Source organism: Solwaraspora sp. WMMA2056, assembly GCF_030345095.1.
In the GTDB taxonomy this organism is placed as follows: Bacteria; Actinomycetota; Actinomycetes; order Mycobacteriales; family Micromonosporaceae; genus Micromonospora_E.
Window position 1 is genome coordinate 1754158 of sequence record NZ_CP128360.1, and the last position, 26413, is coordinate 1780570.

Genomic DNA, 26413 nt, shown 5'->3' on the forward strand with positions numbered 1-26413 from the left:
GGAGGATGACAGGTATGACGCGGCTGTTCGGCACCGATGGCGTACGCGGGCGGGCCAACGCCGATCTCACCCCGGAGCTGGCGATGGCGGTCGCCGTCGCCGCCGCCCACACCCTCGCCGAGCGTGATCCGAGCCACCAGCCGCTGGCCGTCGTCGGCCGCGACCCCCGGGCCAGCGGGGAGATGCTGGAGGCGGCGGTGGTGGCCGGACTGACCAGCGCCGGTGCCAACGTGCTGCGGGTCGGCGTGCTGCCGACCCCCGGGGTGGCGTTCCTGGTCGGCGAGACCAAGGCCGACTTCGGCGTGATGCTCTCCGCCTCGCACAACCCGATGCCCGACAACGGGATCAAACTCTTCGCCGCCGGTGGGCACAAACTGCCCGACGACATCGAAATGAAGATCGAGGCCGCGATCGACGCGGCGATCTCCGGCGACGGCTCGGTCGGCCGGCGCCGCCCGACCGGGGCCGGCATCGGCCGGGTGCACGACCTGCTCGACGGCGCCGAGCACTACGTCGGGCACCTCACCAGCACGGTCGGCCACCGGCTGGACGGGCTGAAGGTGGTGGTCGACTGCGCCAACGGCGCGGCGGCCGAGGTCGCGCCGGTGGCGTACCGGGAGGCCGGCGCCGAGGTGATCGCGATCAACGCCGAGCCGGACGGGCTCAACATCAACGACGGCTGCGGCTCCACCCACCTGGACGTGGTGCGGGCCGCCGTGCTGGAGCACGGCGCCGACCTGGGGCTGGCCCACGACGGCGACGCCGACCGCTGCCTGGCGGTCACCGCCGCCGGCGACGAGGTCGACGGCGACGAGATCATGGCGATCCTCGCGCTGGCCATGCGCGACGCCGGGACGCTGACCGCCGACACCCTGGTCGCCACCGTGATGAGCAACCTCGGTCTGCGCCTGGCCATGTCCCGGGAGGGCGTCAGGCTGGTCGAGACCAAGGTCGGCGACCGGTACGTCCTGGAGGAGCTGCGCTCCGGCGGGTACGCCCTCGGCGGCGAGCAGAGCGGTCACATCGTCCTGCCGAGTTTCGCCACCACCGGCGACGGGGTCCTCACCGGTCTGCAGCTGATGTCCCGGATGGCGGCCACCGGCAGGTCGCTCGCCGAACTGGCCGCCACCGTCACCAAGCTGCCCCAGGTGCTGATCAACGTGCCGGTCGGCGACCGGATCGCCGGCACCGAGGCACCGGCCGTGCGGGCGGCGGCGCAGTCGGCCGAGGCGGAGCTGGGCGGCACCGGCCGGGTGCTGCTGCGCCCGTCGGGTACCGAACCGCTGGTCCGGGTGATGGTCGAGGCGGCCACCGTGGCCGACGCCCGGTCGGTCGCCGAGCGGATCGCCGACGCGGTCCGCGCCGCCAGCCCGGCCTAGGCACCGGCCAGCGGCGCCGTCAGGCCTGGGGGCCGTGGGCCGGGGTCGAGAGCGGCCGGACCCGGGCCATCTGTGTCGAGAACGTCCCGTCGGTGCTGAAGGTGAACAGCTCGTCGCGGGTGCACCGGTACTGCACCGGTACGGCGCTGAACTCGGGGACACTTTCGCGTTGCAACTCGTCGCCCCGGAAGAGCCGGATCACCGCGTCGACCTCGGCGTACCGCATGATCAACTCCGCGTCCTCGGCGTGGTAGCTGCCGGTGGCCGTGCCGAGGACATGGTCCGACCAGAAGACCCCGTCGTGCTGCGCCAGGCGGTGGGCGCGGTGGGTGTAGTCGACCGACAGCGAGCCGTCGGCGGCGAACGTGGTCATGGCGCCCTCGCCGCCGCGGTACCGCACCGGGTCGCCGTCCACCGTGCCGTCGACCTCATCCACGGTGGTTCGCCAGGTGCCGACCAGACAGGGGTCGACGCCAGCGGGATACCCGGTACCGGCCGACGCCAACGGTTGCCCGACCGGCCCCGTCGCGACGTCGGAGCCGCTGCTGAAGCCGCTGCCGGTGCCGCTGCCGGAGTCGTCGGTGGAGCCGATGTCGGGCCAGAAGGGGGCGAGCGCCGCGGCGACGCCGAGCAGCCCGGCTACCGCTGCGGCCAGTAGCACCGGCCGGCCGGGCCGGCGTCGGCCGACCTGGACCGGCGGCGTACCGGGCGGTGCGGTCCCGGCCGCGGGTACGGCGGGCGCGGCGGCCGGCGGACCGGGCGTGGACCCGCCGGGGTCGACGCCCGGCGGCAGGATGCCGGTCGCCGGCGGCCGGTGGTCGACGACCCGGGGCACCCGTACGCTGCCCTCGGCGACGGCCAGCTCCGGCTGCTCCACGGTGACCGGTGCGATGCCGAAGCGGCGGTGCAGCACGGTGGCGACCGCCGGCATCCGGCTGGACCCGCCACAGAGGAATATCGCGGACAGGTCGGTGGCGGAGATCCCGGCAGCGGACAGGGTCTGCTCGACGGTGCCGACCGTGCGTGCGATCACCGGTGCGGCGAGTTCGTCGGGTTCCTCGCGGCCCAGCGGTACGTCGACGTCGAGCAGCGGCAGGTGGATCAGCGTCGTCGAGGCCCGGGACAGCATCTCCTTGGCCGCCCTGACGTTGTGCCACAACTGGTGGCGGGCGCGGCGGTCGCCGACGGATCGCGGCTGGTCGAGCCGCTGCCACAGGGCCGCCGTACCGAGGGCTCGCAGCCGCGCGACGATCGCCGCGTCGATGTCGAGGCCGCCGCAGTCCGGGGTGCCGTTCGACGCCTCGGTTCGGAATTCGACGCCGTGCCGGCGTACGACCGCCGCGTCGATGGTGCCGGCGCCGAAATCGTAGATCAGCACCCGGCCGCCGTCGGGCACCCGGTCGCCGGCGATGTGCGCCAGGTGGTGTGCGGCGGCGACCGGTTCGTCCAGCAGCCGCGTCTGCGGACCGGCCGCGTCGGCCAGCACCGCACGTCGGACCGGGCCCCAGCCGGCCGGGCAGGTGACGGTCAGTTGCGGGTCGGCGTCGTCGGCCGTGACCGCCCGGGCGGCGGTGCGCACCCGGTCGAGGACGGCCCGGTACAGCTCGGCGACGCCGACCTCGGTGCCGGCGAGCAGGACCGTGCCGTCGTCGATGCGCAGTTTCGGGTGCGGTTCGAAGGCCGCCGGGGTCGAGATCGCCGTGTGCAGTGCGTCCCGGCCGGTGAGCAGCTGACCGGTGGGATCGAGGCAGACCGCCGACGGCAGTACCGGGGAACCGTCGAACAGCAGCGGGCGGGGCTCCCGCCCGGCGACCGCCAGCACCGCGACGGTGGACGAGGTCCCGAAGTCGATGCCCAGCTGAGGGCGGTTCAGGTTGCCTGCGTGCACCTGGCGCAGTCTAGGTCGTCACCGCACATCCGCACGCGTCGTGCGGTGCCGGCCGCTGGCGTACCCACCGTGAGCGCTCACCGCTGGCGCAGCGCGGCCAACCGCCGGGTGGCCTCGGTCAGGACCTCGGGCTGTTTGCAGAAGGCGAACCGGACCAGCAGCCGGCCCGCGTCGGGGTCGTCGTAGAAGACCTGGGTCGGTACGGCGACCACGCCGCAGCGCTGCGGCAGCGACCGGCAGAACTCGACGCCGTCGGTGCCGCCGAGCGCGCTGATGTCGGCGGTGGCGAAGTAGGTGCCCTCCGGAACGAGCACCCGGAACCCGGCCCGGTGCAGTCCGGCCACCAGTTGGTCGCGCTGGGTCTGCATGCGTTCGCGCAGCCCGGTGTAGTAGCTGTCCGGCAGGTTCAGTGCCACCGCGACCGCCGGTTGCAGCGGTGCGCCGTTGACGTAGGTGAGGAACTGCTTGACCCGGGTGGTGGCGGCGACCAGGGGGGCAGGGCCGCTGGCCCAGCCGATCTTCCAGCCCGTACAGGAGAAGGTCTTGCCGGCCGACGAGATCCGCAGGGTCCGCTCGCGCATCCCGGGCAGGGTCGCCAGCGGGATGTGCGGGGCGTCGGCGTCGGTGAAGACCAGGTGCTCGTACACCTCGTCGGTGACCGCCCAGACGTCGTGTTCGCGGCAGAGCGCGGCGATCGCCGACAGCTCGGTCAGGGTGAAGACCTTGCCGGTCGGGTTGTGCGGCGAGTTGAGCAGCACCAGCCGGGTCTTCGGGGTGAACGCGGCGCGCAGTGCGGCCGGGTCGACGGCGTACCGGCCGTCGCCGTCGGGGCGCAGGGTGACCGGTCGGCGGACCGCGCCGGCGAGGGCGATCGTCGCCGCGTACGAGTCGTAGTAGGGCTCGAAGCAGACCACCTCGTCACCGGGTTCGCAGAGCGCGAGGATCGCGGCGGCGATCGCCTCGGTCGCGCCGGCGGTGATCAGGACCTCGGTGGCCGGGTCGTAGTCGAGGCCCCAGAACCGGCGTTGGTGTCCGGCGACCGCCTCGCGCAGCGCCGGGATGCCGGGGCCGGGTGGGTACTGGTTCTGCCCGGCCCGGATCGCTTCGGCGGCGGCGGTGAGCATCGCTGTCGGCCCGTCGGTGTCCGGGAAACCCTGGCCGAGGTTCACCGCCCCGGTGCGCACCGCGAGTGCGGACATCTCGGCGAAAATCGTCGTCCCGAACGGGCGCATCCGGTGCACCAGCGGGTCGATGTCGGCGGGTACGTCGGGGGAGGTGACCACCTCGCCACTTTATGCGGTCCATCGAAGCAAATGACGGCAGCCGTGTTTTATCCGGAATGACGTCTATAGCCGCTTACTGATCAGCTGGGGTGAGCGATCGAGGGGGTTATGCGCACACGGGATGAGCGGAGGTGGGTTAGGCTACGGGCCATGTGTGGAATCGTGGGGTACGTCGGTGCGCGGCCGGCGTTGGGAATCGTGCTGGACGGGCTGCGGCGACTCGAGTACCGGGGCTACGACTCGGCCGGCGTGGCCATCGTCTGCGGCGACGAACTGCGGACCGAGAAGCGGGCCGGCAAACTGAGCAACCTGGAGAAGGCCCTCGGTGACGAGCGGTTCGGCTCCGCCACCGCTGGCGCCGGCACCGAGACCGGCTGCCCGCCGCCCATCGGCATCGGCGACGGCACCGCCGGCATCGGCCACACCCGGTGGGCCACCCACGGCGGCCCGACCGACCGCAACGCCCACCCGCACCTGTCCCGCGACGGCCGGGTCGCGGTGATCCACAACGGGATCATCGAGAACTTCGCCAAGCTCGTGGCCGAGTTGGAGGCCGACGGCGTCGAGTTCGTCAGCGACACCGACACCGAGTGCGCCGCCCACCTGCTCGCCGCCGCCCTGGCCGACCTGCGGGCCGCCGGCGAACCGGACGGACCCCAACTGCTCGCCGCCGCGATGCGCCGGGTCTGCCAGCGCCTCGAAGGCGCCTTCACCCTGCTGGCCGTCGACGCCGCCATCCCCGACGCGGTGGTCGGTGCCCGCCGCAACTCCCCACTGGTCGTCGGGCGCGGCCCGGGCGAGCACTACCTGGCCAGCGACGTCTCCGCGTTCATCGAACACACCCGCGACGCCGTCGAGCTCGGTCAGGACCAGGTCGTCCTGATCACCCCGGACAGCATCGAGATCACCGACTTCACCGGCGCACCCGCGCTGGGCCGCGACTTCCACATCGACTGGGACGCCTCCGCCGCCGAGAAGGGCGGCTACGACTACTTCATGCTCAAGGAGATCGCCGAGCAGCCGCAGGCGGTCGCCGACACCCTGCTCGGCCGGCTCACCGAGACCGGCGAGATCATGCTCGACGAGGTCCGCCTCACCGACCAGGACCTGCGCGACGTCGACAAGGTCTTCATCGTGGCCTGCGGTACGGCGTACCACTCCGGCATGGTCGCCAAGTACGCCATCGAGCACTGGACCCGGATCCCGTGCGAGGTCGAGCTGGCCAGCGAGTTCCGCTACCGCGACCCGGTGCTGGACCGCTCCACCCTGGTCGTGGCGATCTCCCAGTCCGGCGAGACGATGGACACCCTGATGGCGCTGCGCCACGCCAAGGAGCAGAAGGCCCGGGTGCTGGCGATCTGCAACACCAACGGCTCCACCATCCCGCGTGAGTCCGACGCGGTGCTCTACACCCACGGCGGCCCGGAGATCGCGGTCGCCTCCACCAAGGCGTTCCTCACCCAGCTGGTCGCCTGCTACCTGATCGGCCTGCACCTGGCCCAGGTGCGCGGCATCAAGTACGCCGACGAGGTGGCCGCCGTCGTCAGCCAGCTGCAGGAGATGCCGGCGAAGTTGCGGCAGGTGCTCGACGCGATGGAGCCGGTCCGCCAGCTCGCCCGGGACCTGTCCACCGCCAACCAGGTGCTGTTCATCGGCCGGCACGTCGGCTACCCGGTGGCTCTCGAAGGCGCGCTCAAGCTCAAGGAGCTCGCCTACATGCACGCCGAAGGGTTCGCCGCCGGCGAGCTCAAGCACGGCCCGATCGCCCTGATCGACCAGGGCACCCCGGTGGTCTGCGTGGTTCCGTCCCCGGCCGGCCGGGGCATGCTGCACGACAAGATCGTCTCCAACATCCAGGAGGTACGGGCCCGGGGCGCCCGTACCGTGGTGATCGCCGAGGAGGGCGACACCGCCGTCGTGCCGTACGCCGACGAACTGATCTACGTACCGCGCACCCCGACCCTGCTCGCGCCGCTGCTGACCACGGTGCCGCTGCAGGTGCTCGCCTGCGAGATCGCCGCCGCCCGGGGCCACGACGTCGACCAGCCCCGCAACCTGGCGAAGTCGGTCACCGTCGAGTGACCACCTCCCGCTGGTGCTCACCGCCGAGCACGATCCGGGCCATCGCGTCCAACGCCGGATTGTCCTGCGCCCAGTAGCCCAGGTGACCGGCCGAGTCACCGGTGAAGACCCGGGCGCCGAACCCGTCGGCGCTCGGGTCCTGCCCGTGCCACAGCCGGTCACCCGGCCACAGCTGCGGCCAGGTCGCGTGCCGGATGACGTCGTCGTCGGCGGTGCTGGCCCACACCTGGTCGGCCGGCACCGCCAACTCGTCGACCTGGTCCACGCCGACCCCGGGTGAGCCGACGAAGATCAGACTCTCGGCCGCCAACTGCGGATCCCGCGCCGCCGTACCCACCACCAGCGAGCCGTAGCTGTGCCCGAGCACGGTCAACCCCGCCGGGTCACCGCCGTCGCGGCCGGCGGCCAACCCGGCCTGGAACCGCTGCAGGTCCACCGCACCGAGCTGCGCCGGCAGCGGGCTGGCCGCCTCGTCGACGAACGCCGGCGCGGCGTAGTCCAGCCACAGCACCCCGGCGGTCGCCTGCTGCGGCGCCAACTCGTGACAGCGCAGCACCACCTGCTCGGTGCGGGCCAACTCGCCGCCGGCCCGGGCCAGCCCGCTGCCCATCCCCGGCACATGGGTCAGCACCCGCGTCGCCGCGTCCGGGTCGCCCAGCGCCACGATCACCCGACCGGTCGGTGCGGGGCCGCCCGATCCCGGGCCGCCCGATCCCGGGCCCTCGTCCAACGCCAACAGATACGCCCGGGGCCCGGCCGGTGCGGCCAGCCGGCCGGCGACCACGTCCAGACCGGCGATCAACCGGTCCAGCCGGCGGGCCTGCCCGACCACCGTCGCCGAACCCGCACCGCCATCGGGCAGCGCCGCCCGCTGGCGCACCAACGCCGCCCGGCGGCGGTCCAGCAGCAACCGGTTCGCCTGGTCGCGTACTGCCGCCGGCAGCCCGTCGAGCCGGCCGGTCCAGGCCGGCTCGTGCCGGATCAGCCACCGCCGCTGCGCCGACGTCAGCCCGTCCCACCAGGCCCGCACCCGCGCCGGCGAAGCGTTCGCCGGTGGCCGACCCGGTGGCGGCCGGGCCGGCCAGCCCTGCGCGGCGGCGGTGGCGAGCGCGTCGAGCCGACCGGCCGCGTCGGCGTCCGCCGCCTCGGCCAGGGCGAGCGCCCCCGCGATCCCGTCGGCCACCCGGGCGGCACCGGCCAGGGTCGGACCGTCCGGCCGGGTCACCAAGGGGTCCACAGTGACCCGACCGGTGCGGTCGACGGAGACACCGAGCCGGCCCGCCGTACCGACCCAGTCGGCGAGCACCGCCTTGGCCCGGCTCAGCCGCTCCGCGTACCCGCTGAGGACCTGGTCGACCACGCACAGCTCCGGGCCGGCGGCGGCCAACCGGTCACGCAGGACGGCCAGCCGCCCGTCGGCGGCGGACGCCGCCGGCCCGGTCCACCCCTGGCGCAGCCGGTCGGCCGCCCCGACGACCTCGGCGGTACGCCGGTCGACGACCGGCTGCGTCCGTCGCCAGGCCACCGCCGCCGCCTGCCAGGCGGCCGGGTCGGCGCGCCACAACCGCTGGTACGCGGTCACCGGCCCAGCCGACGGGCCGACCGGGCGTCGGCCTCGGCGTAGCCGTCGGCGGCCGCCGCCAGGGCCCGCCCGGCCGACACGGCGTCGGCCCCGGCCTGGCAGAGCTGCCGGTGCACCACCTCGGCCACCTCGGCCAGCAGGTCGGCCGCCGCCCAGCCGGGTGCCTCGACGGTCAGCTCCGGCCCGCCACCGAGCCCGTGCCCCAGCCGCTGACCCGACACAGCGAGTCGGTCGGCGACCTCGTACAACGTGGCCGGACGCACCGTCAGCGGCCCCGGTCCACCGGAGAACCCCTGCATGCCACCTCCCGATCCGGGCGCCGACCGGGCGGCCGGCGGCGGTGCCGACACGCTAGCGACGATCCCGACGGTCCCGCTGCACCCTGTGGACAACCGGCGGCCGGCGGTGCCGCAGCGCCGGTATGGTGGCTGATGTGATCGTGTCAGTCGGGCTGGACGTCGTCGCCGTCGAGCGGTTCGCCCGCGCGGTGGCCCGCACGCCGTCGCTCGCCGACCGGCTGTTCACCGAGGCCGAGCTGCTGACCCCGGCGGGCAACCGCCGGACACCGGCGTCGCTCGCCGCCCGCTTCGCCGCCAAGGAGGCGGTGGCCAAGGCGCTCGGCGCACCGGCCGGGCTGCGCTGGCACGACTGCGAGGTGGTCGCCGACCCGGACGGGCGGCCCTGGCTGACCGTCTCCGGCACGGTCGCCGCCGCCGCGGCCGCGCGTGGGGTGCGCCGGTGGCACCTGTCGCTGTCGCACGACGGCGGCATGGCCTCGGCGATGGTCGTCGCCGAACGATGAGCAGGGAGTGGTGGTCGTGATCGGAGTCTGGCGGGTGTCCGACGTGCGCCGTGCCGAGCAGGCACTGCTGGCGACGCTGCCGCCGGGCACCCTGATGCAGCGGGCCGCCGCCGGGCTGGCCCGGCGCTGCGCGCTGCTGCTCGCCGGGACCGGCGGCGTGTACGGCGCCGAGGTGCTGCTGCTGGTCGGCTCCGGCGACAACGGCGGCGACGCGCTCTACGCCGGGGCCCGACTGGCCCGGCGCGGGGCCCGGGTCGCCGCCTGGCTGCTGCACCCGCAGCGGGCACACGCCGGTGGGCTCGCGGCGCTGCGCGCCGCCGGCGGTCGGGTCACCGACGGCCCTGGCCGCTGCGTCGACCTGGTGGTCGACGGCATCGTCGGCATCGGCGGCAGTGGCGGCCTGCGTGCACCGGCGGCCGAGGCGGTGACCCGCGCCACCACGGCGGCCTCGGCCCCTGGTGGGCGGCCGGCAGTGGTCGCCGTCGACGTGCCCAGCGGCGTCGCGGTCGACACCGGCGGCGTCGCGGTGGACTCCGGCGGCGCCGCGGCGCCGGCCGTCCGCGCCGACGTGACCGTGACCTTCGGCTGCCTCAAACCGGCGCTGGCGGTCGGGCCGGCCGCCGCCGACGCCGGGCAGGTCGAGCTCGTCGACATCGGGCTCACGCCGTGGCTGCGCGGCACCCCGGCGTTCGAGGTGCCCGGCCACGCCGACGTGGCCCGCTGGTGGCCGGCGCTGGTACCGGCCGCCGAGAAGTACACCCGGGGCGTCGTGGGGGTCGCCACCGGTTCGGCCACCTACCCGGGGGCGGCGGTGCTCTCCGTCGGCGGGGCCGTCGCCGGCCCGACCGGGCTGATCCGGTACGCCGGCAGCGCCGGTGAGCAGGTGCTGGCCCGGTACCCGTCGGTGATCGCCACCGGTCGGGTCGCCGACGCCGGCCGGGTGCAGGCCTGGGTGTGCGGCTCCGGCCTCGGTGGCGGTGACCACGCCGCCGCCGAACTGCGGGCCGTGCTGGCCGCACCGGTGCCGGTGGTGCTCGACGCCGACGCGCTGACCATGCTGGTCGACGGCACCTGGTCGGAACAGCTGCGGGCCCGGCCGGCACCGACCGTCGTCACCCCGCACGACCGGGAGTTCGCCCGACTGGCCGGTGGTCACCCGGGCGACGACCGGGTCGCCGCCGCGCTGCGACTGGCCGCGTGGATGCGGGCCACCGTTCTACTCAAAGGCGACCGTACGGTGGTCGCCACCCCCGACGGCCGCGCCTACGTCAACCCCACCGGCACCCCGGCGCTGGCCACCGGCGGCACCGGGGACGTCCTGGCGGGTCTGCTCGGGTCACTGCTCGCCGCCGGTCTGGCACCGGAGCACGCCGCCCTGGCCGCCGCGTACGCCCACGGGTTGGCCGGCCGCCGCGCGGCCGCCGCCGGCCCGGTGACGGCGGCCGAGGTCGTCGCCGCGCTGCGGCCGGTGGTCGGCGAACTGACCAGCGCGGAAGCTGCCCGATCAGGTGACTGATCAGTAGTCTGGACCCATGTGGCAGGCAGAGGTGCGGGTCGACCTGGACGCGATCCGGGAGAACGTCGCCCGGTTGCGGGCCGGGACCAGCGCCGAGCTGATGGCGGTGGTCAAGGCCGACGGGTACGGCCACGGGATGGTCGCCGCCGCCCGGGCCGCCCGCGAGGCCGGCGCCGACTGGCTCGGGGTCTGCACCCTGGGCGAGGCGCTGCAGCTGCGCGCCGCCGGCCAGACCGGGCCGGTGCTGGCCTGGCTGCTCGCCCCCGGGCTGGCGCTGCACGAGGCGGTCGCCGCCGACGTCGACCTCGGCGTGGGCAGCCGCGGCCTGGTCGCCGAGGCGGTCGCCGCCGCCCGGCTGGCCGGCCGGCCCGCGCGCCTCCATCTCAAGATCGACACCGGGTTGTCCCGGGGCGGCGCCACCGGGGACGACTGGCCCGACCTGGTCGAGGCCGCCGCCAAGGCGCAGTCCGACGGCACCGTCGAGGTGGTGGGCGTCTGGAGTCACTTCGTCTTCGCCGACGCGCCGGGGCACCCCACCATCGACGGGCAGCTGGCCGCCTTCCACGACGGCCTGGCGGTCGCCCACCGGTACGGCGTCCGCCCCCGCTACCGGCACCTGGCGAACTCGGCGGCCACCCTGACCCGCCCGGACACCCACTTCGACCTGGTCCGACCCGGGATCGCCTGCTACGGGCTGTCCCCGGTGCCCGGCGCGGACCACGGGCTGCGCCCGGCGATGAGCGTCCGGGCCCGGGTGATGCTCGCCAAACGGGTCCCGGCCGGCCAGGGCGTGTCGTACGGGCACACCTACCACACCGGGCGGGAGAGCACCCTCGCCGTGGTGCCGCTCGGCTACGCCGACGGGGTGCCCCGGCACGCCTCCAACTGCGGCCCGGTCCAGGTGGCCGGCCGCAACCGGACCATCGCCGGCCGGGTCTGCATGGACCAGATCGTCCTCGACTGCGGCGACGACGAGGTCCGGGCCGGCGACGTGGCCACCCTGTTCGGCGACGGCCGCCACGGCGAGCCCACGGCCGACGACTGGGCCGCCGCCGTCGGCACCATCAACTACGAGATCGTCACCCGGTTCGGCAGCCCCCGAGTGCCGCGCAGCTACCAGGACTCCCGGGCATGAGCCGGCAACGGGTGGCCCAACGAGCGGCGGGGCCGCGGGCCGGCGTACAGAAGGTGGCCCGGACCGCCGGGATCGTCGGCGCGGCCCTCGGCCTCGCCGCCGCCGGGGTGACCGCGACCGTCGCCGCCGAACGCGCCCTGGTCCGTCGGCTCAAACGCGACACCACCGACCCGTACGCCGACGAACCCTTCGGCGAGTTGCCCTACGACGAGACCCGGGTGGTCACCGCCAGCGACGGCACCGACGTGTACGTGGAGATCGTCGAGCCGGACGAGGACGCCCCGCCCCGGCCCACCGTCGTCTTCGTGCACGGCTACTGCCTGGACATGGGGACGTTCCACTTCCAACGCCGGGAGCTGACCCGCCGGGGCGAACACCGGATCGTCAGCTACGACCAGCCCGGGCACGGCCGGTCCGGGCGGCTGGAGTCGGGTGACTACGAGATCGCGGCCCTCGGCGACACGCTGCGGGCGGTGCTGGAACAGGCGGTCCCGGACGGGCCGATCGTCCTGGTCGGACATTCGATGGGCGGGATGACCATCATGGCGCTCGCCGAGCGCTACCCGGAGCTGTTCGACGAGCGGGTCGCCGGCGCCGTACTGATGGCGACCTCCGGCGGCCTGCTCGACGAGGCCAGACTCGGCGTACCGGCGATTCTCAGCCGGGCCGGCTCCCCGCTGCTGATGCTGGTCAACAACGCGACCCGGCTGACCGGCGGGGTGATCGACCGGACCCGGCTGGCCGCCTCCGACCTGAGCTGGCTGCTGACCCGCCGCTACGGCTTCGGCACCGACCGGCCCAGCCCGGCACTGGTCAGCTACGTGGAACGGATGAACTCGCGGACCTCCGCCGAGACGGTCACCCGGTACGTGCGGACCCTGCTCACCCATTCCCGGTACCCGGCGCTGGCGGTGCTCGCCCCCAACCCGACGCTGGTCATCGTCGGTGACAAGGACATGATCACCCCGGTGGCGCACTCCGAGGAGATCGTCCGGCGACTGCCGGACGCCGACTACGTCCAGATCGCCGACGGCGGTCACGTGGTGATGCTGGAACACGCCGACCAGGTCAACGCCGCGCTGTTCGCGTTCCTTGCGAAAATCCAGGAATGACAGTCCGGGTACGTCTGACCGCACTTGCCGACACCCACGCGTTCGGCCGACAACTGGGGCGCCTGCTGCGCCCCGGCGACCTGGTGGTGCTGGCCGGCCCGCTGGGCGCCGGCAAGACCGCCCTGGTCCAGGGGATCGGCACCGGCCTCGGAGTACGCGGCGACATCACCTCACCGACGTTCGTGATCGCCCGGGTGCATCCGCCGGACGCCGCCCTCGGCGGTACGTCGACCCTGGTGCACGCCGACGCGTACCGGCTCGGCGACGCACCCGACCCGCGCGCCGAGATCGACGACCTCGACCTGGACGCCGACGTCGACCGGGCGGTCACCGTCGTCGAATGGGGCGAGGGGATGGTCGAGCAGCTCGCCGACGCGCACCTGCTGGTCCGGATGCACCGGCACGACGACGACAGCCGGTCGGCGGAGCTGACCGGCGTCGGCGCCGACTGGGCCGAGCGTCTCGCCACGCTGGACGGTGATGTCGTAGCCGGGCGCTAGAGTGCGCCTCGTCTGCGGCACCCCGCCGATCCGACGGATCCACGAAAGGCGTTCTGCGATGCTCGACCTGTTGGCCATGCTCCCTACGGCCTGGACGGCGGCCCTCACCCCGCACCTGGATCCGGCTGGCACCGCCCGGCTCGGTGCCTTCGTCGCCGACGAGTACGCGACCCGGACCGTCTTCCCGCCGCAGGAGGACCTGTTCGCCGCGTACCGGCTCTGCCCGCCGCAGCAGTGCCGGGTGCTGATTCTCGGCCAGGATCCGTACCACCGGGCCGGCCAGGCCCACGGGTTGAGCTTCAGCGTCCGCGACGGTGTGGCGGTCCCGCCGTCGCTGCGCAACGTCTTCAAGGAGCTGGGCACCGACATCGGGGTGCCGATGCCCCGCAGCGGCGATCTGACCGGCTGGGCGGCGCAGGGGGTGCTGCTGCTCAACGCGGTGCTGACGGTCCGCGAGGGCACGCCCGGCTCACACGCGGGCAAGGGCTGGGAGGAGTTCACCGACGCCACGATCCGGGCGCTCGACGCCAGCGGGCAGCGGGTCGTCTTCCTGCTCTGGGGCGGGTACGCCCGCAGGAAGCGGGCGTTGATCACCAACCCGGCGCACGTGGTGCTGGAGGCGGGTCACCCCAGCCCGATGAATCCGCGCGGGTTCCTCGGCAGCCGTCCGTTCAGCGCCACCGACAAGGCACTCGCCGACGCCGGTCTGCCCGGCATCGACTGGAGCCGCACCGGCGCCGGCTGAGCCTCAGTCGGCTGCGGCCGTGCGGCGGACCTCACGGAACCGGCGCAGCAGGTCGGCCGTGTCCGGATCGACGATGTCGAGCTCGGCCAGCGGTACGACCGGATAGTGCTGCCCGTCGTGGCGTACCTCGATCGCCGGCGGGAGTTCGTCGTACATCCGGGCGTGGATCTCGCCGGCCATCGTCTGCCAGCGGTGCGGGTACGGCTCCCGAGGGTCGACAGGTATGTGGCGGTACTCCTGCCAGCGGTCCATCCACCGGGTGGCGTACTTGCGGGTGAGCCAGTCGGTGACGGCGTCTGCTTCTGACCAGAGCAATGCCACGTGCACTCCGGGCGCCGGCACCGGCGCGCCCTGCAGCAGCGCCGCGGTCGGACCGTCGAGGACGAAGCTGAACCCGGCGGCCTGGCGGTGGAACTGTTCGACGCTGGTCTGCGCGAGCCGGTCGGCGAACGGGCGGTCGGCGATCTCGGCGATCCGCCGGTCGATGTCGGAGTCGAGGTCCTCGACACCGACGGTCAGTTGGCGCCCCATCGCCGCGAAGAGGCGTTCGACCGTCGCCAGGCTCGGTGTCCGCGCCCCCTGCTCGATCCGGGCGATGGTGGCCTGTGCGACGCCGGCCCGGTCGGCCAACGCCTGCTGGGTCAGCAGCCGTGCCTGCCGCTCCTCGCGCAGCGTCGTGCCGATCAAGGCCGCCAGCGAGCCTGCGGGGGCCGCAGCTGCGGTGTGCTGGTCGTTCGGAGGGTGCTCTGCCATCGATGTCGATCCTTGTCCGCCGCCGAGCGGCTGTCCATCGCGACTGGACGTACGTATATTGCGCCACAATGATATTCCTCTGAGGAATAATTATTCCTCAGGGGAATACCGTTCAGCCGCGTAGTTGTCCCTCAAGTGCTGACGTTCCGTGACTTCCCCGCCCGTCGCGCACGCCCCGGCGCGCCAACTGGCGCGCCGGGGCGATCTGCCGGCCGGTGCGATGGTCGGCGGGGCTGTCCGGTTAGTGTGCTTACCGTGCTGGTACTCGTGCTGGATTCGTCGACGCCCGCGGTGACCGCCGCGCTGGCCGAGGTCACCGACGGTGTACGCCTGCTGGCCAGCCGCTGCGCGATCGATGGGCGCGCGCACGGCGAACTGCTCGGCCCGCAGATTGCCGCCTGCCTGGTCGAGGCCGGCGCGACGGCGACCGACCTCACGGCGGTCGTCGCCGGGCTCGGCCCCGGGCCGTTCACCGGGCTGCGGGTCGGCCTGGTGACCGCCGTCAGCATGGCGCACGCACTCGACATCCCGGCGTACGGCGTCGTCTCCCTCGACGCGCTCGGCCGGGCGCCCGCCGCCGACCCCGCCGCCGGCCCCGTGCTGGTCGCGACCGACGCGCGTCGGCGCGAGATCTACTGGGCGGTGTACGCCGGCGACGGGCGGCGGCTGACCGACCCGGCGGTGGCGACCCCGGCCGCCGTGGCCGAGGCCCTGCCGGGTGCCGCCCCGTCGGGCGTCGTCGCGGCGGTCGGCGACGGGGCGCTGCGCTACGCCGACGTCCTCGGCCTGCCGGTGCGGCCCGAGCCGCGCTACCCGAGCGCTCTGGCGCTGGCCGAACTCGCCGCCGACCGGGTCCGGGCCGGTGCCGACGGCGAGCCGCTGACCCCGTGCTACCTGCGCCGACCCGACGCGGTCGCGGCGACCGGCCGGAAACCGGTGCTACGGTGACCCGGGCCGGCACGCAGACCCGGGCCGGCACGCGGCCACGGATCGTCCAGTTCCGCTGGTGGCACATCGAGCAGGTGCTGCCGATCGAAGCGGACCTGTTCGGCGCGGAACAATGGTCGGCCGAGATGTTCTGGAACGAGCTGGCCAACGACCACCACTACCTGGCCGCCGTCGACGACGCCGACGAGGTCGCCGGGTACGCCGGACTGGCGTGGGCCGGTGACCCCGGGGCACCCGACGAGGCGTGGGTGCAGAACATCGCGGTTCGCCGCGACGCCCAGCGGCGCGGCCTCGGCCGTACCCTGTTGACCGCACTGCTCGACGAAGCCGGCCGGCGCGGTGCCGGCCGGACCTTCCTCGAGGTCGCGGTGGACAACGCGCCCGCACAGCGGCTCTACGCGGCGTACGGTTTCGAACCGGTCGGCGTACGTCGCGGCTACTACCAACCCAGCAACACCGACGCCCTGGTGATGATGCGAGATGGCTGACGAACCTCTGGTCCTCGGGATCGAGACCTCCTGCGACGAGACCGGAGTCGGCGTCGTCCGCGGGCACACCCTGCTCGCCGACGCGCTCGCCTCCAGCGTGGCCGAACACGCCCGGTTCGGTGGCGTGGTGCCGGAGGTGGCCAGCCGGGCCCACCTGGAGGCGATCGTGCCGACCATGCGGCGGGCGCTCGACGACGCCGGGGTGACCCTCGCCGACATCGACGCGATCGCCGTCACCGCCGGTCCGGGCCTGGCCGGCGCGCTGCTGGTCGGCGTCGCGGCGGCCAAGGGCTACGCGATCGCCGCCGACAAACCGGTGTACGGCGTCAACCACCTCGCCGCACACGTCGCCGTCGACACCCTCGAACACGGTCCGCTGCCGGAGCCGGCGATCGCCCTGCTGGTCTCGGGTGGACATTCGTCGCTGCTGCTGGTCGACGACCTGACCGCCGGGGTCACCCCGCTCGGTGCCACCATCGACGACGCCGCCGGTGAGGCGTTCGACAAGGTGGCCCGGCTGCTCGGGCTGCCGTTCCCCGGTGGGCCGCCCATCGACCGGTCGGCCCGCGACGGCGACCCGGCCGCCATCGCCTTCCCGCGTGGCCTGACCGCGCCGAAAGACCTCGCCACGCACCGGTTCGACTTCTCCTTCTCCGGGCTCAAGACGGCGGTGGCCCGCTGGGTGGAGGCCCGCGAACGGGCCGGCGAGCCGGTGCCGGTCGCCGACGTGGCCGCCTCGTTCCAGGAGGCGGTCTGCGACGTACTGACCACCAAGGCGATCGACGCCTGCCGGAAGCAGGGCGTCGAAACCCTGGTCATCGGCGGCGGGGTGGCGGCCAACTCGCGGCTGCGGGCGATGGCCGAGCAGCGCTGCGCGCGGTACGGGATCCGGGTCCGGGTGCCCCGGCCCAAGCTGTGCACCGACAACGGGGCGATGGTCGCCGCACTCGGCTCGCACCTGGTGGCCGCCGGGGTGCCGGCCAGCCGGCTGGACCTACCGGCCGACTCCGCGCTGCCGTTGACCACGGTGAGCGTGTAATGTCCGGCGACGTGATCGTGCGGATGTGGGAGGCCAAGGCCGAGCCGTCCCGCCTGCCGGAGTTGCTCACCTGGGTCTGCGACACCGCGCTGGCGGAGATCGAGCACAGCCCGCTGCACCTGACCAGCGAGGTCTTCTCGTCCACCGACGACCGGGTGGTGGTCGTCTCGAAGTGGCGCAGCGGCCCGGTCTCCCTGCCGGATCCGCCGCTGCGGCTGGTCACCCGGCCGCCGCACAGCTGGGACTTCACCCAGGTCGACCGCTGAGCCGAGTCCTGCCTGAGGGGATGCGGAGCCGCCGGTCCTGCGGTCCGGGCCTGGTCGGCGAAATTCGGTGGCTTGCCGATCGGGCGGCGGCCTAGTCTCGCTGAGTCATGCGCCCGTTACCCGAACCCGATCCCGGAGTGCCCGACGCACGGTCGCCCGGGCGGTACCTGCTGTGGCTGGTCGGCAGGGTGGGTCCGGCCCTGACGGCAGCCGCGCTGCTGTCGGTGGTGTGGACGGTGAGTCAGGCGTTGATGCCGGCGGTGGTCGGGGTGGCAATCGACAGTGGACTCACTGACCGGGACGCCGCCGCCCTGCGTAACTGGGGACTGGTCCTGCTCGGTCTGGGGCTGCTCCAGGCCACCGCCGGAGTCGTCCTGCACCGGTTCGCGGTGTTCGTCTGGCTGTCCACGGCCTACCGGACCACCCAGATCACCGTACGGCAGGCCAACCGACTCGGTGCCGCCCTGCCGAAACGGCTGGCCACCGGCGAGGTGGTGAGCATCGGTACCGCCGACATCAGCAACCTCGGCAGCGCCATCGAGATCGTCAGCCGGGCCAGTGGGGCGCTCGTCGCGATCGTGGTGATCACCGCGATCCTGCTGGCCACCTCGGTGCCGCTCGGGCTCGTGGTGCTGGTCGGCGTACCGCTGCTGATGGCCGTGGTGGGCGGCCTGGTCCGGCCGTTGCACCGCCACCAGCAGGTGTACCGCGATCAGCAGGCCACCCTGGCGACGCTCGCGAACGACATCGTCACCGGGTTGCGGATCGTGCGTGGGGTGGGTGGCGAGCGGGTCCTCACGTCCCGCTACCGGACCGAATCGCAGGAGCTGCGCCGACGCGGCGTCCGGGTCGCCGGGGTCGAGTCCCTGCTCGAAGCCACCCAGCTGCTGCTGCCCGGCATGTTCCTGGTCCTGGTGACCTGGCTGGGAGCCCGGTTCACGCTGTCCGGTGAGATCACCGTCGGCCAGCTGGTGGCGTTCTACGGATACACCGCCTTCCTGGTCGGCCCGATCCGGACGCTCAGCGAGTTCATCACCACCGAGACCACCGGGTACGTCGCGGCCCGCCGGGTCGTCGGCCTGCTCGCGTTGGCACCCGAGCTGACCGACCCGCCCGAGCCAAAGTCGGTGCCCCGGCTGCCCGGCGTGCTCTTCGACGCGGTCACCGGGTTGCGGGTGGCCCCGGGCCGGCTCACCACTGTCGCGGCCACTGACCCGGCGGCGGCGACCGCGCTGGCAGACCGGCTCGGGCGCTACGTCGACGCCGAGGTCACCCTGGCCGGCGTACCGCTGCGGGAGCTGGCGCTCGGCGCGGTCCGGGAGCGGATTCTGGTGGCCGACAACGACGCCCGGTTGTTCACCGGCCGGCTCCGCGACGAGCTGGACATCGTCGGCGGCGCGGCCGACGACGAACTGACGTCGGCCCTGGTCGCGGCGAGCGCCACCGACATCGTCGCGGCGCTGCCCGACGGGCTCGACGCCCGCGTCGCCGAGCGGGGCCGGGAGTTCTCCGGCGGTCAACAGCAGCGGCTCCGGCTGGTCCGGGCGTTGCTGACCGACCCGCCGATTCTTGTCCTGGTCGAGCCGACCAGCGCGGTGGACGCCCACACCGAGGCCCGGATCGCCGGGCGGCTACGTGCCGCCCGGTCCGGTCGTACCACCGTCGTGTGCAGCACCAGCCCGCTGCTGCTGGACCAGGCGGATCAGGTGGCGTTCCTGCACGACGGCAAGGTGGTCGCCGAAGGCACTCACCGGGCGTTGCTGGAGCGTGAGCCACGGTACGCGGCCCTGGTCACTCGGGGTGGTGACCAGCCGTGACCACGCTTGCGGTGGCCGGGCCGGCGCAGGTCCGTCGATACACCCGTACGGTGATCAGCCGGCACCCCCGGATGCTCGCCACCGCGATCGCCCTGCACGCGGCGGCGGCGGTCGCCGGGCTCGCCGCGCCGAGGCTGCTGGGCGGCCTGGTCGAGGCGTTGTCCGCCGGTACCGTCGCCGCGACGGTGGACCGTACCGCGTCGGCCATCGCGGGGTTCCTGATCCTGCAGTCGGTGTTGGCCCGCTACGCTCACGTCGCCTCGTCGCGACTCGGTGAGCGGGTGCTCGCCACGCTGCGGGAGGAGTTCGTCGAGCGGGTGCTGGCCATCCCGCTGGTCACGGTGGAGCGGGCCGGCACCGGTGACCTGCTGACTCGTACCTCGCGTGATGTGTCGGCGCTGTCGCGTACGGTGCGTTTCGCGGTCCCGGAGACGCTGATCGCGCTCAGCACGGCGATCTTCATCGTCGGTGCCCTGGTCCTGCTCGGCCCGCTGATCGCGGTGCCCTGCCTGATCGTGGTCCCGCTGCTGTGGGCCGGCACCCGCTGGTACCTGCGTCGGGCCCCGGAGGGCTATCTGCGGGAGAGCGCCGCCTACGCGGACATCACCGACGGGTTGAGTGAGACCGTCGAGGGGGCGCGGACCGTGGAGGCGCTGCGGCAGCAGGACCGCCGCCGGCTGCGCACCGACACCGACATCCGCCGCCAGTACGCCGCCGAGCGCTACACCTTGTGGTTGCGGACCGTCTGGTTCCCGATCATCGAGATCGGGTACGTGGTGCCGGTCGTTGCCACCCTGGTGATCGGTGGGTGGTTCCATCTGCGGGGCTGGGTCAGCCTCGGCCAGGTCACCGCCGCCGTCATCTATGTGCAGATGCTCAGCGGACCGCTGGACCGGCTGCTCAACTGGCTCGACGAGCTGCAGGTCGGCGGCGCGTCGCTGGCCCGACTGCTCGGCGTCGCGCAGGACGACGGCCCGTCGCCCGAGCCGGCGGCCGGTTCGACGGATCCGGTGGCCGGTTCGGCGGAGCCGGTCGCCGCCCGGGACGTCCGGTTCAGCTACGTCGACGGGTACGAGGTGCTGCGCGGGGTGACCCTGGTGCCGCAGCCGGGGGAGCGGATTGCCATCGTCGGACCGTCCGGCGCAGGCAAGTCCACCCTCGGCCGGCTGCTCGCCGGTGTGCTGCGGCCCACCGCCGGGGCGGTCACCGTCGGCGGGGTGCCGCTGGCCGACCTCGACCCCGACCGGCTGCGCTCCCAGGTCGCCCTGGTCACCCAGGAGCATCATGTCTTCATCGGCACGGTCCGGGACAACGTGGCGATGGTCCGGCCGGACGCCACCGACGACCAGGTGCGGGCCGCCCTGGCGGCGGTCGACGCGCTCGACTGGGCGACCGAGCTGCCGGCGGGACTGGCCACTGTGGTCGGTGCCGGCGGGCATCCGCTGTCGGCGGCTCAGGCACAGCAGTTGGCGCTGGCCCGGCTGGTGTTGGCCGATCCGCAGACGTTGGTGCTGGACGAGGCGACCTCGCTGATCGATCCGCGTACCGCCCGGCAGCTGGAACGCTCGCTGGCCGCGGTGCTGCACGGGCGGACGGTGATCGCGATCGCGCACCGGCTGTTCTCCGCCCACGACGCCGACCGGATCGCAGTGGTGGAGGACGGCCAGATCAGCGAGCTGGGTTCGCACGACGAGCTGGTCGCCGCCGGTGGCTCGTACGCCGCACTGTGGCGGTCCTGGCACGGCGCGGACACCGCCACCGGTGCGGACACCGCTACCGACGCGCGCGGCTGACCGGCGCGCGGGCTAACCGGTGGTGGCGTCGAGGGGGTCGGCGAGCAGCTGCTCGAAGGCGAGTTCGGCGGCCCCGATCAGCGGGGCGTCGTCGCCGAGTTTCGGAGTGCGCAGCCGGACGTGTTCCCGGCAGGCCGGCAACGCGATCGAGTTGAGCCGGCTGCGGACGTGGGCCGCCGCCGCCAGGTAGACGTCGCGCAGCGTACCGCCGAAGACCACGGTCTCCGGGTTGAAGATGTTGACCAGGTTGGCGACGCCGAAACCGAGCCAGTCGCCGACCTGGCGGATCGCGGCCTGGGCCAGCCCGTCGCCCCGGTCGGCGGCGTCGACGACGGCGAGCACCGCCTCGCGGCCGATCGCCCCGGTGCGGCCGGCGGCCTGGATCAGGGCGTGTTCGCCGATCTCGGTCTCCCAGCAGCCCCGGGAGCCGCACAGGCAGGGCCGGCCGCCGGGGTGCACCACCATGTGGCCGACCTCGCCGCCGTACCCGCCGTGGCCGGTGACCCGGCGGCCACCGGCGATGATCCCGGCGCCGACGCCGACGTCGCCGTACAGGTAGATGACATGGTCGCAGCCGACGGCGGCCCCTCGGGCGTGTTCGGCCAGCGCGCAGAGGTCGGAGACGTTGCCGACCAGGACGCCCCGGTCGTCGCCGAGCGCCTCGGCCAGGGCCGCGCCGAGCGGTTCGTCGACCCAGCCCATGGTGGGCCCGAGCCGGACCATGCCGTCGTCGCGGCGGACCATGCCGCTGACCGCGACGCCGCTGCCGACGAAGACCGACCCGGCCGGCACCGACTGGTGCAGTTCCTTGACGAAGCCGGCGAGCGGGCCGACCGCCTCGGCGGCGAGGGTGCCCCGGGGCCGGTCGGCGGTGCGGACGTCGAGGATCCGGCCCCCGAGTCCGACCCGGGCGGCCCGCAACCGGTCGACCTCGATGCTCAGCGCGTACGCATACACCCGTTGGGACTCGGGCCGGACGACCAGTGACGGTCGTCCGGCCCGGCCCGTTTCCCGGGATCCGCCCTCGCTGACCAGGCCGGCGCCGGCCAGGTCAGCGGTGAGCGCGCCGATGGTGCTGCGGTTGAGCCCGAGGGTGGTGGTCAGCTCGGCGCGGGTGGTCGCCCCGTGCAGGTGGACGTGGCGCAGCAGCGCCCCCAGGTTCTGCCGGCGGATCTCCTCCTGGCTGGGCCCTGCCCGCATCGCGCCGTCGTCTCCGCGGTCATCGGGATCCGGCGGCGGCGGCCCGGCGGCGCGACAGTGCGTCGACGCTGGCGGCCAGCAGCAGCACCAGGCCGGTGAAGACGAACTTCACGCCGGATTCGACGTTGAGCAGTCCCATGCCGTTCTCGATCACCGCGACCACGGCACCGCCGAGGACGGCGTCGAGGACCCGGCCCTTGCCGCCGAAGAGGCTGGTGCCGCCGATCACCGCGGCGCCGACGGCGAACAGCAGCACGTTGCTGCCGCCGGTGTTGGCGTCCACCGAGTTGGCCCGGCTGGCGGCGACGATGCCGCCGACGGCGGCCATCGAGGAGCAGATCATGAACGCGGAGATCCGGATCCGGTCGACGTTGATGCCGGCCCGGCGGGCGGCCTCGCGGTTGCCGCCGACGGCGTAGATGTGCCGACCGTACGCGGTGCGCTTGAGGACGAAGGTCCAGAAGATCAGCAGTACGACGATGATCGGGACCACGATCGGCACCCCGCGCAGCGAGGCGAACAGCGGGTTGACCGCGCGCTCCTGGTTGAGGATGTAGACGGCCGATCCGGCGACCGCGACCAGCACGCCGATGCGGGCCAGGACCACCACCATCGGGTCGGTGACCAGGCCCTTGGCGGAGCGGCTGCGGTAGCGCAGCAGTTGGATCGCGGCGAAACCGGCCACCCCGACGCCGAAGATCGCCCAGCCGATGACCGGCGGGACGTTGCGGTTGACGATCGCGATCAGCACGTTGTCGCGGATCGACACGTTGCGGCCGCCGTCGATCAGCAGCAGCACGGTGCCCTGGAAGGCGAGGAACGCGGCGAGGGTGACCACGAACGACGGGATGCCGACTTTCGCGACGAGGACGCCGAGGACGGTGCCGATCAGGGTGCCGGTGGCGACCGCCGCGAGGACCGCCACGTACCAGGGCAGGCCCATCTCGGTGGAGACGACCGCCAGGATCGCGGCGCAGACCCCGCTGGCGAAGCCGGCGGAGAGGTCGATCTCCCCGAGCAGCAGGACGAAGATCAGCCCCATCGCGATCAGGGCGACCGCACCGCCCTGGATGAACAGGTTGGCGAAGTTGCCGGCGGTGAGGAAGTTGGGCCGCACGATCGAGAAGACGGTGCAGAGTACGACGAGGCCGAGGATGGCCGGCAACGCGCCGAGGTCGCCGCCGCGGACCCGGGAGAAGTAGTTGCGCAGGTGTTCGCCGACACCTGGCGAGGCGACCGGGGTCGCCGGCCGCTGGGCTGTCGAGGTGGCGGTGCTCATCGGTCGGCTCCCGGTCCGCTGGTGGTGTACTCGGCGCCGTTGTCGGCGGGCAGGCCGAGCTGACCGCTGCGGCCGGCGGTGATCAGCTCCACGATCTGCGCGTGGGTGATCTCGGTGCTGCGTACCTGGGCGACCATCTGGCCGAGGTACAGCGCGGCGATCCGGTCGGAGACGGCGAAGACGTCGTTCATGTTGTGTGAGATCAGCACGACGGCGAGGCCGTTGTCGGCGAGTCGGCGGACCAGCTCCAGCACCTGGGCGGTCTGGGCGACGCCGAGCGCGGCGGTGGGCTCGTCGAGGATCACGACCTTGCTGTTCCAGAGCACCGCCTTGGCGATGGCGACGGTCTGGCGTTGGCCGCCGGAGAGGCTGGCGACGAGTTGGCGCAGCGACTTGACGGTCCGTACGGAGAGCCCGGCCAGCGTGTCGGCGGCCATCTGTTCCATGGTGGTCTCGTCCAGCACGAGCCCGGAGCGCTTCTCCCGCCCGAGGAACATGTTCTGCACGATGTCGAGGTTGTCGCAGAGCGCGAGGTCCTGGTAGACGACCTCGATGCCGTGCGAGGCGGCGTCGCGCGGGCTGTGGATGTGCACCGGTCGGCCGTCGACCAGGACGTCGCCGCGGTCGATCGGGTGGATGCCGCTGATGCACTTGACCAGGGTGGACTTGCCGGCGCCGTTGTCACCGACGAGCGCGGTCACCTCACCGGCGTGGACGTCGAAGTCGACGTTGCGCAGCACCTGGACGGGGCCGAAGTTCTTGTCGATCCCACGCAGTTGCAGCAGGGGGGTCGCGGACACGGATGGTCTCCTTCGTGAGGGTGTCCGTCCAGCGGCGTCGGCGCGTCCGCCGCGGGTGTCACCCGGCGATGGTGCTGCCGGGTGACACCCGCGGCGGGGCTGCCGGGCCGGGCCGGCGACGCCGGGTCAGCTGATGCCGGCCTCGGTGCAGAGCGCGGCGAACTCACCGGTGCAGAGTTCCTCGGCGGTGACGTAGCCGTCGTTGACCACGTCGACGACGTTGTCCTTGTAGATGGCCTGCGGGGTGAGCAGGACCGCCGGCACCTCGCGGTTGGTCTCCGTGTCGGTGACGGTCTGCGCGACCTCCTTGCGCTCGCCCTTGGCCAGCCCGATGGCCAGCTCCGCGGCGGCCTGCGCCTCAGCCTTGATCGCCTTGTAGACGGTCATGCACTGGTCGCCGGCGAGGATGTTCTGCAGGCCCTGCGGGGTGGCGTCCTGGCCGGTGACCGGGACCTTGCCGTTGAGCTGGTTGCGCTTGAGGACCGAGATGGCGGCGTTGCCGAGGCCGTCGTTGGCGGCCAGCACACCGTCGATCTTGCCGCCGGTCTGGGTCAGCATCTGCTCGAAGATCGTCGCGGCCTGGGTGTTGTCCCAGTCCGGCACCCACTGGTCCGGGCCCTTGGTGTACTCGCCGGAGCTGTACTTGGGGTCGAGGACCCCGTCGTAGCCGGCCTTGAACAGGGTGGCGTTGTTGTCGGTCTGCGAGCCGTTGAGGGTGGCGATCGTCGGGTTCTGCACCCCGGCGTCGGTCAGGCACTTGACCAGGCCCTCGCCCTGCAGCTTGCCGACGGCCTCGTTGTCGAAGCTGACGTAGTACTCGGCGGAGCCGCCGAGGGTCAGCCGGTCGTAGTCGATCGTGGCGACGCCCTGCTGCTTGGCCTTGTCGAGCACGGCCTTGCCGGTGCCGGAGTCCAGGTTGACGATCATCAGGACGGTGACGCCGTCGGTGATCATCTGGTCGGCGAGGGTCTGGAACTGGGCCTTGTCGCCCTGCGCGTTCTGGATGGTCGAGTCGACGCCGGCGGCCTTGAAGGCCTCTTCCAGGAAGCGCCGGTCGGCGGTCTCCCAGCGGTCGGAGGAGGCGCTGTCCGGCAGGATCACGCCGATCTTCGGGGTCGGGGTGTCGCCGGTGCCGGTGCCGGTGCCGGTGCCGCTGTCGTTGCCGCAGGCGGTCAGGCCGCCGGCGAGCAGAATGCCGGCGGCGGCGGTGCTGAGGATCCCTTTGCGCATCGCTCGGGTCCTTTCGGAGGGTGATGTGTCGCGTACAAGGAGGTGGTGCTGCTCGTGCGTGCTGAGGTGGTGCTGTCCGTGCGTGAGGTGTGGCTCGCGCGGCGCTGTGGGCTCCGGAACCCGGCCGGCGAGGGCGACGGCCACAGCTGGGGCGGAGGGCCGTCGTCGTTTTGTTGTGTCCGGCAACGTATTAGGAGTGTGGCGGCGAGCACAAGACCGCTGCCGTCACGAGTTTTGTTGCCAGCGATAACAATTCAGCAACGTGACGGACATCTGCCCGTCGTCTGCCGGATCAGTGGGCAGCGATCGGGGCGAACCGGGCATCGGCGACGGCGGCCAGGTCACCCGGAGCGATACTCAACTGCAACCCGCGCCGGCCCGCCGAGACGTAGACCTCGGCGTACCGGCCGGCCGAGGCGTCCAGCACCGTCGGCAGCCGCCGGCGCTGCCCGAGCGGGCTGATCCCGCCCCGGACGTACCCGGTGGTCCGCTCCGCCAGCACCCGGTCGGCGAGCACCGCCCGCTTGCCGCCCAGCGCCACCGCGAACGCCTTGAGGTCCAACTCCCCGGTGACCGGCACGACGCCGACCGCGAGCGCGCCGTCGACCTGCGCCACCAGCGTCTTGAACACCTGCGCGGGTGCCACGCCCAGGGCGGCCGCGACCGCCGCGCCGTAGTCGGGCGTTTCCGGCGGCACCTGGTACGGATGCACCTGGAACGCAACGCGCCGCTTGGTCAGCAGCGTCGTCGCCGGGGTCGCCGTACCTGCCATGTCC

The 26413-nt window shown here is 73.4% G+C and carries 24 protein-coding genes; 14 read left to right on the forward strand and 10 right to left on the reverse strand.

Going from position 1 to position 26413, the window contains the following annotated elements; all coding sequences use genetic code 11:
* The first annotated feature begins 14 nt into the window (after window positions 1-14).
* On the forward strand, window positions 15-1379 hold the full coding sequence (gene glmM, locus O7608_RS08115) for a phosphoglucosamine mutase (protein WP_282229442.1): 1365 nt from the start codon (window positions 15-17) through the stop codon (window positions 1377-1379).
* 19 nt (window positions 1380-1398) lie between these two features.
* Here the strand turns inward: glmM and O7608_RS08120 are convergent, their stop codons facing one another.
* Complete coding sequence (locus O7608_RS08120) at window positions 1399-3267, reverse strand: Hsp70 family protein (protein WP_289209352.1); 1869 nt, start codon at window positions 3265-3267, stop codon at window positions 1399-1401.
* 77 nt (window positions 3268-3344) lie between these two features.
* Entirely contained in the window at window positions 3345-4550 is a 1206-nt protein-coding gene (locus O7608_RS08125) for a pyridoxal phosphate-dependent aminotransferase (RefSeq protein WP_289209353.1), read from the reverse strand.
* Between the two features lie 150 nt (window positions 4551-4700).
* Between O7608_RS08125 and glmS the strand changes: the two genes are divergently transcribed.
* Window positions 4701-6632, forward strand: a complete 1932-nt coding sequence (gene glmS, locus O7608_RS08130; protein ID WP_289209354.1) for a glutamine--fructose-6-phosphate transaminase (isomerizing) — start codon at window positions 4701-4703, stop codon at window positions 6630-6632.
* Here the strand turns inward: glmS and O7608_RS08135 are convergent.
* A complete protein-coding gene (locus tag O7608_RS08135; protein ID WP_289209355.1) occupies window positions 6619-8214 on the reverse strand; it encodes an alpha/beta hydrolase in 1596 nt (531 codons plus the stop codon). The two genes, glmS and O7608_RS08135, sit on opposite strands and share 14 nt — an antisense overlap.
* Window positions 8211-8513 (reverse strand): hypothetical protein, encoded by a 303-nt coding sequence (locus tag O7608_RS08140; RefSeq protein ID WP_289209356.1) that lies wholly within the window; start codon window positions 8511-8513, stop codon window positions 8211-8213. The genes O7608_RS08135 and O7608_RS08140 overlap by 4 nt, the downstream gene beginning before the upstream one ends.
* A gap of 134 nt (window positions 8514-8647) precedes the next feature.
* On the opposite strand from O7608_RS08140, the gene O7608_RS08145 reads away from it, so the two are divergent.
* Genes O7608_RS08145 through ung form a run of 6 tightly spaced genes read left to right on the forward strand, consistent with a single transcriptional unit; the run spans window position 8648 to window position 14024 of the window.
* Window positions 8648-9016 carry a holo-ACP synthase gene (locus tag O7608_RS08145; RefSeq protein WP_289209357.1) on the forward strand — a complete coding sequence of 123 codons (369 nt, stop codon included), beginning with the start codon at window positions 8648-8650 and terminating at the stop codon, window positions 9014-9016.
* A gap of 16 nt (window positions 9017-9032) precedes the next feature.
* The gene (locus O7608_RS08150) at window positions 9033-10532 is read left to right on the forward strand and encodes an NAD(P)H-hydrate dehydratase (protein WP_289209358.1); all 1500 of its coding nucleotides are present in this window, start codon (window positions 9033-9035) and stop codon (window positions 10530-10532) included.
* A gap of 16 nt (window positions 10533-10548) precedes the next feature.
* Window positions 10549-11667 carry an alanine racemase gene (gene alr / locus O7608_RS08155; protein ID WP_289209359.1) on the forward strand — a complete coding sequence of 373 codons (1119 nt, stop codon included), beginning with the start codon at window positions 10549-10551 and terminating at the stop codon, window positions 11665-11667.
* On the forward strand, window positions 11664-12779 hold the full coding sequence (locus tag O7608_RS08160) for an alpha/beta fold hydrolase (protein ID WP_289209360.1): 1116 nt from the start codon (window positions 11664-11666) through the stop codon (window positions 12777-12779). The genes alr and O7608_RS08160 overlap by 4 nt, the downstream gene beginning before the upstream one ends.
* Window positions 12776-13279, forward strand: coding sequence for a tRNA (adenosine(37)-N6)-threonylcarbamoyltransferase complex ATPase subunit type 1 TsaE (gene tsaE / locus O7608_RS08165; RefSeq protein WP_289209361.1), 504 nt, complete (start codon window positions 12776-12778; stop codon window positions 13277-13279). Before O7608_RS08160 ends, tsaE begins: the two co-directional genes overlap by 4 nt.
* Before the next feature lie 58 nt (window positions 13280-13337).
* On the forward strand, window positions 13338-14024 hold the full coding sequence (gene ung, locus O7608_RS08170; protein ID WP_289209362.1) for a uracil-DNA glycosylase: 687 nt from the start codon (window positions 13338-13340) through the stop codon (window positions 14022-14024).
* A gap of 3 nt (window positions 14025-14027) precedes the next feature.
* Here ung and O7608_RS08175 read toward each other — a convergent pair whose 3' ends face one another.
* The gene (locus O7608_RS08175; RefSeq protein ID WP_289209363.1) at window positions 14028-14777 is read right to left on the reverse strand and encodes a helix-turn-helix domain-containing protein; all 750 of its coding nucleotides are present in this window, start codon (window positions 14775-14777) and stop codon (window positions 14028-14030) included.
* 255 nt (window positions 14778-15032) lie between these two features.
* On the opposite strand from O7608_RS08175, the gene tsaB reads away from it, so the two are divergent.
* The 6 genes from tsaB (at window position 15033) to O7608_RS08205 (ending at window position 21128) form a co-directional block, all read left to right on the forward strand.
* Window positions 15033-15725, forward strand: a complete 693-nt coding sequence (gene tsaB, locus O7608_RS08180; protein ID WP_289209364.1) for a tRNA (adenosine(37)-N6)-threonylcarbamoyltransferase complex dimerization subunit type 1 TsaB — start codon at window positions 15033-15035, stop codon at window positions 15723-15725.
* Window positions 15722-16213: a ribosomal protein S18-alanine N-acetyltransferase gene (rimI, locus tag O7608_RS08185; protein WP_289209365.1), complete on the forward strand. Its 492-nt coding sequence runs from the start codon at window positions 15722-15724 to the stop codon at window positions 16211-16213. Before tsaB ends, rimI begins: the two co-directional genes overlap by 4 nt.
* Complete coding sequence (tsaD, locus tag O7608_RS08190) at window positions 16206-17252, forward strand: tRNA (adenosine(37)-N6)-threonylcarbamoyltransferase complex transferase subunit TsaD (RefSeq protein WP_289209366.1); 1047 nt, start codon at window positions 16206-16208, stop codon at window positions 17250-17252. The genes rimI and tsaD overlap by 8 nt, the downstream gene beginning before the upstream one ends.
* Window positions 17253-17263: 11 nt before the next feature.
* Window positions 17264-17518 carry a hypothetical protein gene (locus O7608_RS08195; RefSeq protein WP_289210824.1) on the forward strand — a complete coding sequence of 85 codons (255 nt, stop codon included), beginning with the start codon at window positions 17264-17266 and terminating at the stop codon, window positions 17516-17518.
* Between the two features lie 137 nt (window positions 17519-17655).
* Window positions 17656-19335, forward strand: coding sequence for an ABC transporter ATP-binding protein (locus O7608_RS08200; RefSeq protein WP_353850510.1), 1680 nt, complete (start codon window positions 17656-17658; stop codon window positions 19333-19335).
* The gene (locus tag O7608_RS08205) at window positions 19332-21128 is read left to right on the forward strand and encodes an ABC transporter ATP-binding protein (RefSeq protein WP_289209368.1); all 1797 of its coding nucleotides are present in this window, start codon (window positions 19332-19334) and stop codon (window positions 21126-21128) included. Before O7608_RS08200 ends, O7608_RS08205 begins: the two co-directional genes overlap by 4 nt.
* Before the next feature lie 12 nt (window positions 21129-21140).
* Here O7608_RS08205 and O7608_RS08210 read toward each other — a convergent pair whose 3' ends face one another.
* From O7608_RS08210 to ybaK, 5 genes are all read right to left on the reverse strand, one after another.
* Window positions 21141-22328 carry an ROK family transcriptional regulator gene (locus tag O7608_RS08210; RefSeq protein WP_289209369.1) on the reverse strand — a complete coding sequence of 396 codons (1188 nt, stop codon included), beginning with the start codon at window positions 22326-22328 and terminating at the stop codon, window positions 21141-21143.
* 19 nt (window positions 22329-22347) lie between these two features.
* Window positions 22348-23607: a sugar ABC transporter permease gene (locus O7608_RS08215; protein WP_289209370.1), complete on the reverse strand. Its 1260-nt coding sequence runs from the start codon at window positions 23605-23607 to the stop codon at window positions 22348-22350.
* Window positions 23604-24407: an ATP-binding cassette domain-containing protein gene (locus O7608_RS08220; RefSeq protein WP_289209371.1), complete on the reverse strand. Its 804-nt coding sequence runs from the start codon at window positions 24405-24407 to the stop codon at window positions 23604-23606. The genes O7608_RS08215 and O7608_RS08220 overlap by 4 nt, the downstream gene beginning before the upstream one ends.
* A gap of 126 nt (window positions 24408-24533) precedes the next feature.
* Complete coding sequence (locus tag O7608_RS08225; protein ID WP_289209372.1) at window positions 24534-25637, reverse strand: sugar ABC transporter substrate-binding protein; 1104 nt, start codon at window positions 25635-25637, stop codon at window positions 24534-24536.
* 292 nt (window positions 25638-25929) lie between these two features.
* Entirely contained in the window at window positions 25930-26409 is a 480-nt protein-coding gene (ybaK, locus tag O7608_RS08230; protein ID WP_289209373.1) for a Cys-tRNA(Pro) deacylase, read from the reverse strand.
* Between the last annotated feature and the right edge of the window lie 4 nt (window positions 26410-26413).

What these genes read in the sequence shown, in the direction of transcription:
- glmM (WP_282229442.1), top strand. Translation starts at nt 15, where the DNA reads ATGACGCGGCTGTTCGGCACCGATGGCGTACGCGGGCGGGCCAACGCC.
- glmS (WP_289209354.1), top strand. Translation starts at nt 4,701, where the DNA reads ATGTGTGGAATCGTGGGGTACGTCGGTGCGCGGCCGGCGTTGGGAATC.
- O7608_RS08140 (WP_289209356.1), bottom strand. Translation starts at nt 8,513, where the DNA reads ATGCAGGGGTTCTCCGGTGGACCGGGGCCGCTGACGGTGCGTCCGGCC.
- alr (WP_289209359.1), top strand. Translation starts at nt 10,549, where the DNA reads ATGTGGCAGGCAGAGGTGCGGGTCGACCTGGACGCGATCCGGGAGAAC.
- O7608_RS08160 (WP_289209360.1), top strand. Translation starts at nt 11,664, where the DNA reads ATGAGCCGGCAACGGGTGGCCCAACGAGCGGCGGGGCCGCGGGCCGGC.
- tsaE (WP_289209361.1), top strand. Translation starts at nt 12,776, where the DNA reads ATGACAGTCCGGGTACGTCTGACCGCACTTGCCGACACCCACGCGTTC.
- ung (WP_289209362.1), top strand. Translation starts at nt 13,338, where the DNA reads ATGCTCGACCTGTTGGCCATGCTCCCTACGGCCTGGACGGCGGCCCTC.
- O7608_RS08175 (WP_289209363.1), bottom strand. Translation starts at nt 14,777, where the DNA reads ATGGCAGAGCACCCTCCGAACGACCAGCACACCGCAGCTGCGGCCCCC.
- tsaD (WP_289209366.1), top strand. Translation starts at nt 16,206, where the DNA reads ATGGCTGACGAACCTCTGGTCCTCGGGATCGAGACCTCCTGCGACGAG.
- O7608_RS08210 (WP_289209369.1), bottom strand. Translation starts at nt 22,328, where the DNA reads ATGCGGGCAGGGCCCAGCCAGGAGGAGATCCGCCGGCAGAACCTGGGG.
- O7608_RS08215 (WP_289209370.1), bottom strand. Translation starts at nt 23,607, where the DNA reads ATGAGCACCGCCACCTCGACAGCCCAGCGGCCGGCGACCCCGGTCGCC.
- O7608_RS08225 (WP_289209372.1), bottom strand. Translation starts at nt 25,637, where the DNA reads ATGCGCAAAGGGATCCTCAGCACCGCCGCCGCCGGCATTCTGCTCGCC.
- ybaK (WP_289209373.1), bottom strand. Translation starts at nt 26,409, where the DNA reads ATGGCAGGTACGGCGACCCCGGCGACGACGCTGCTGACCAAGCGGCGC.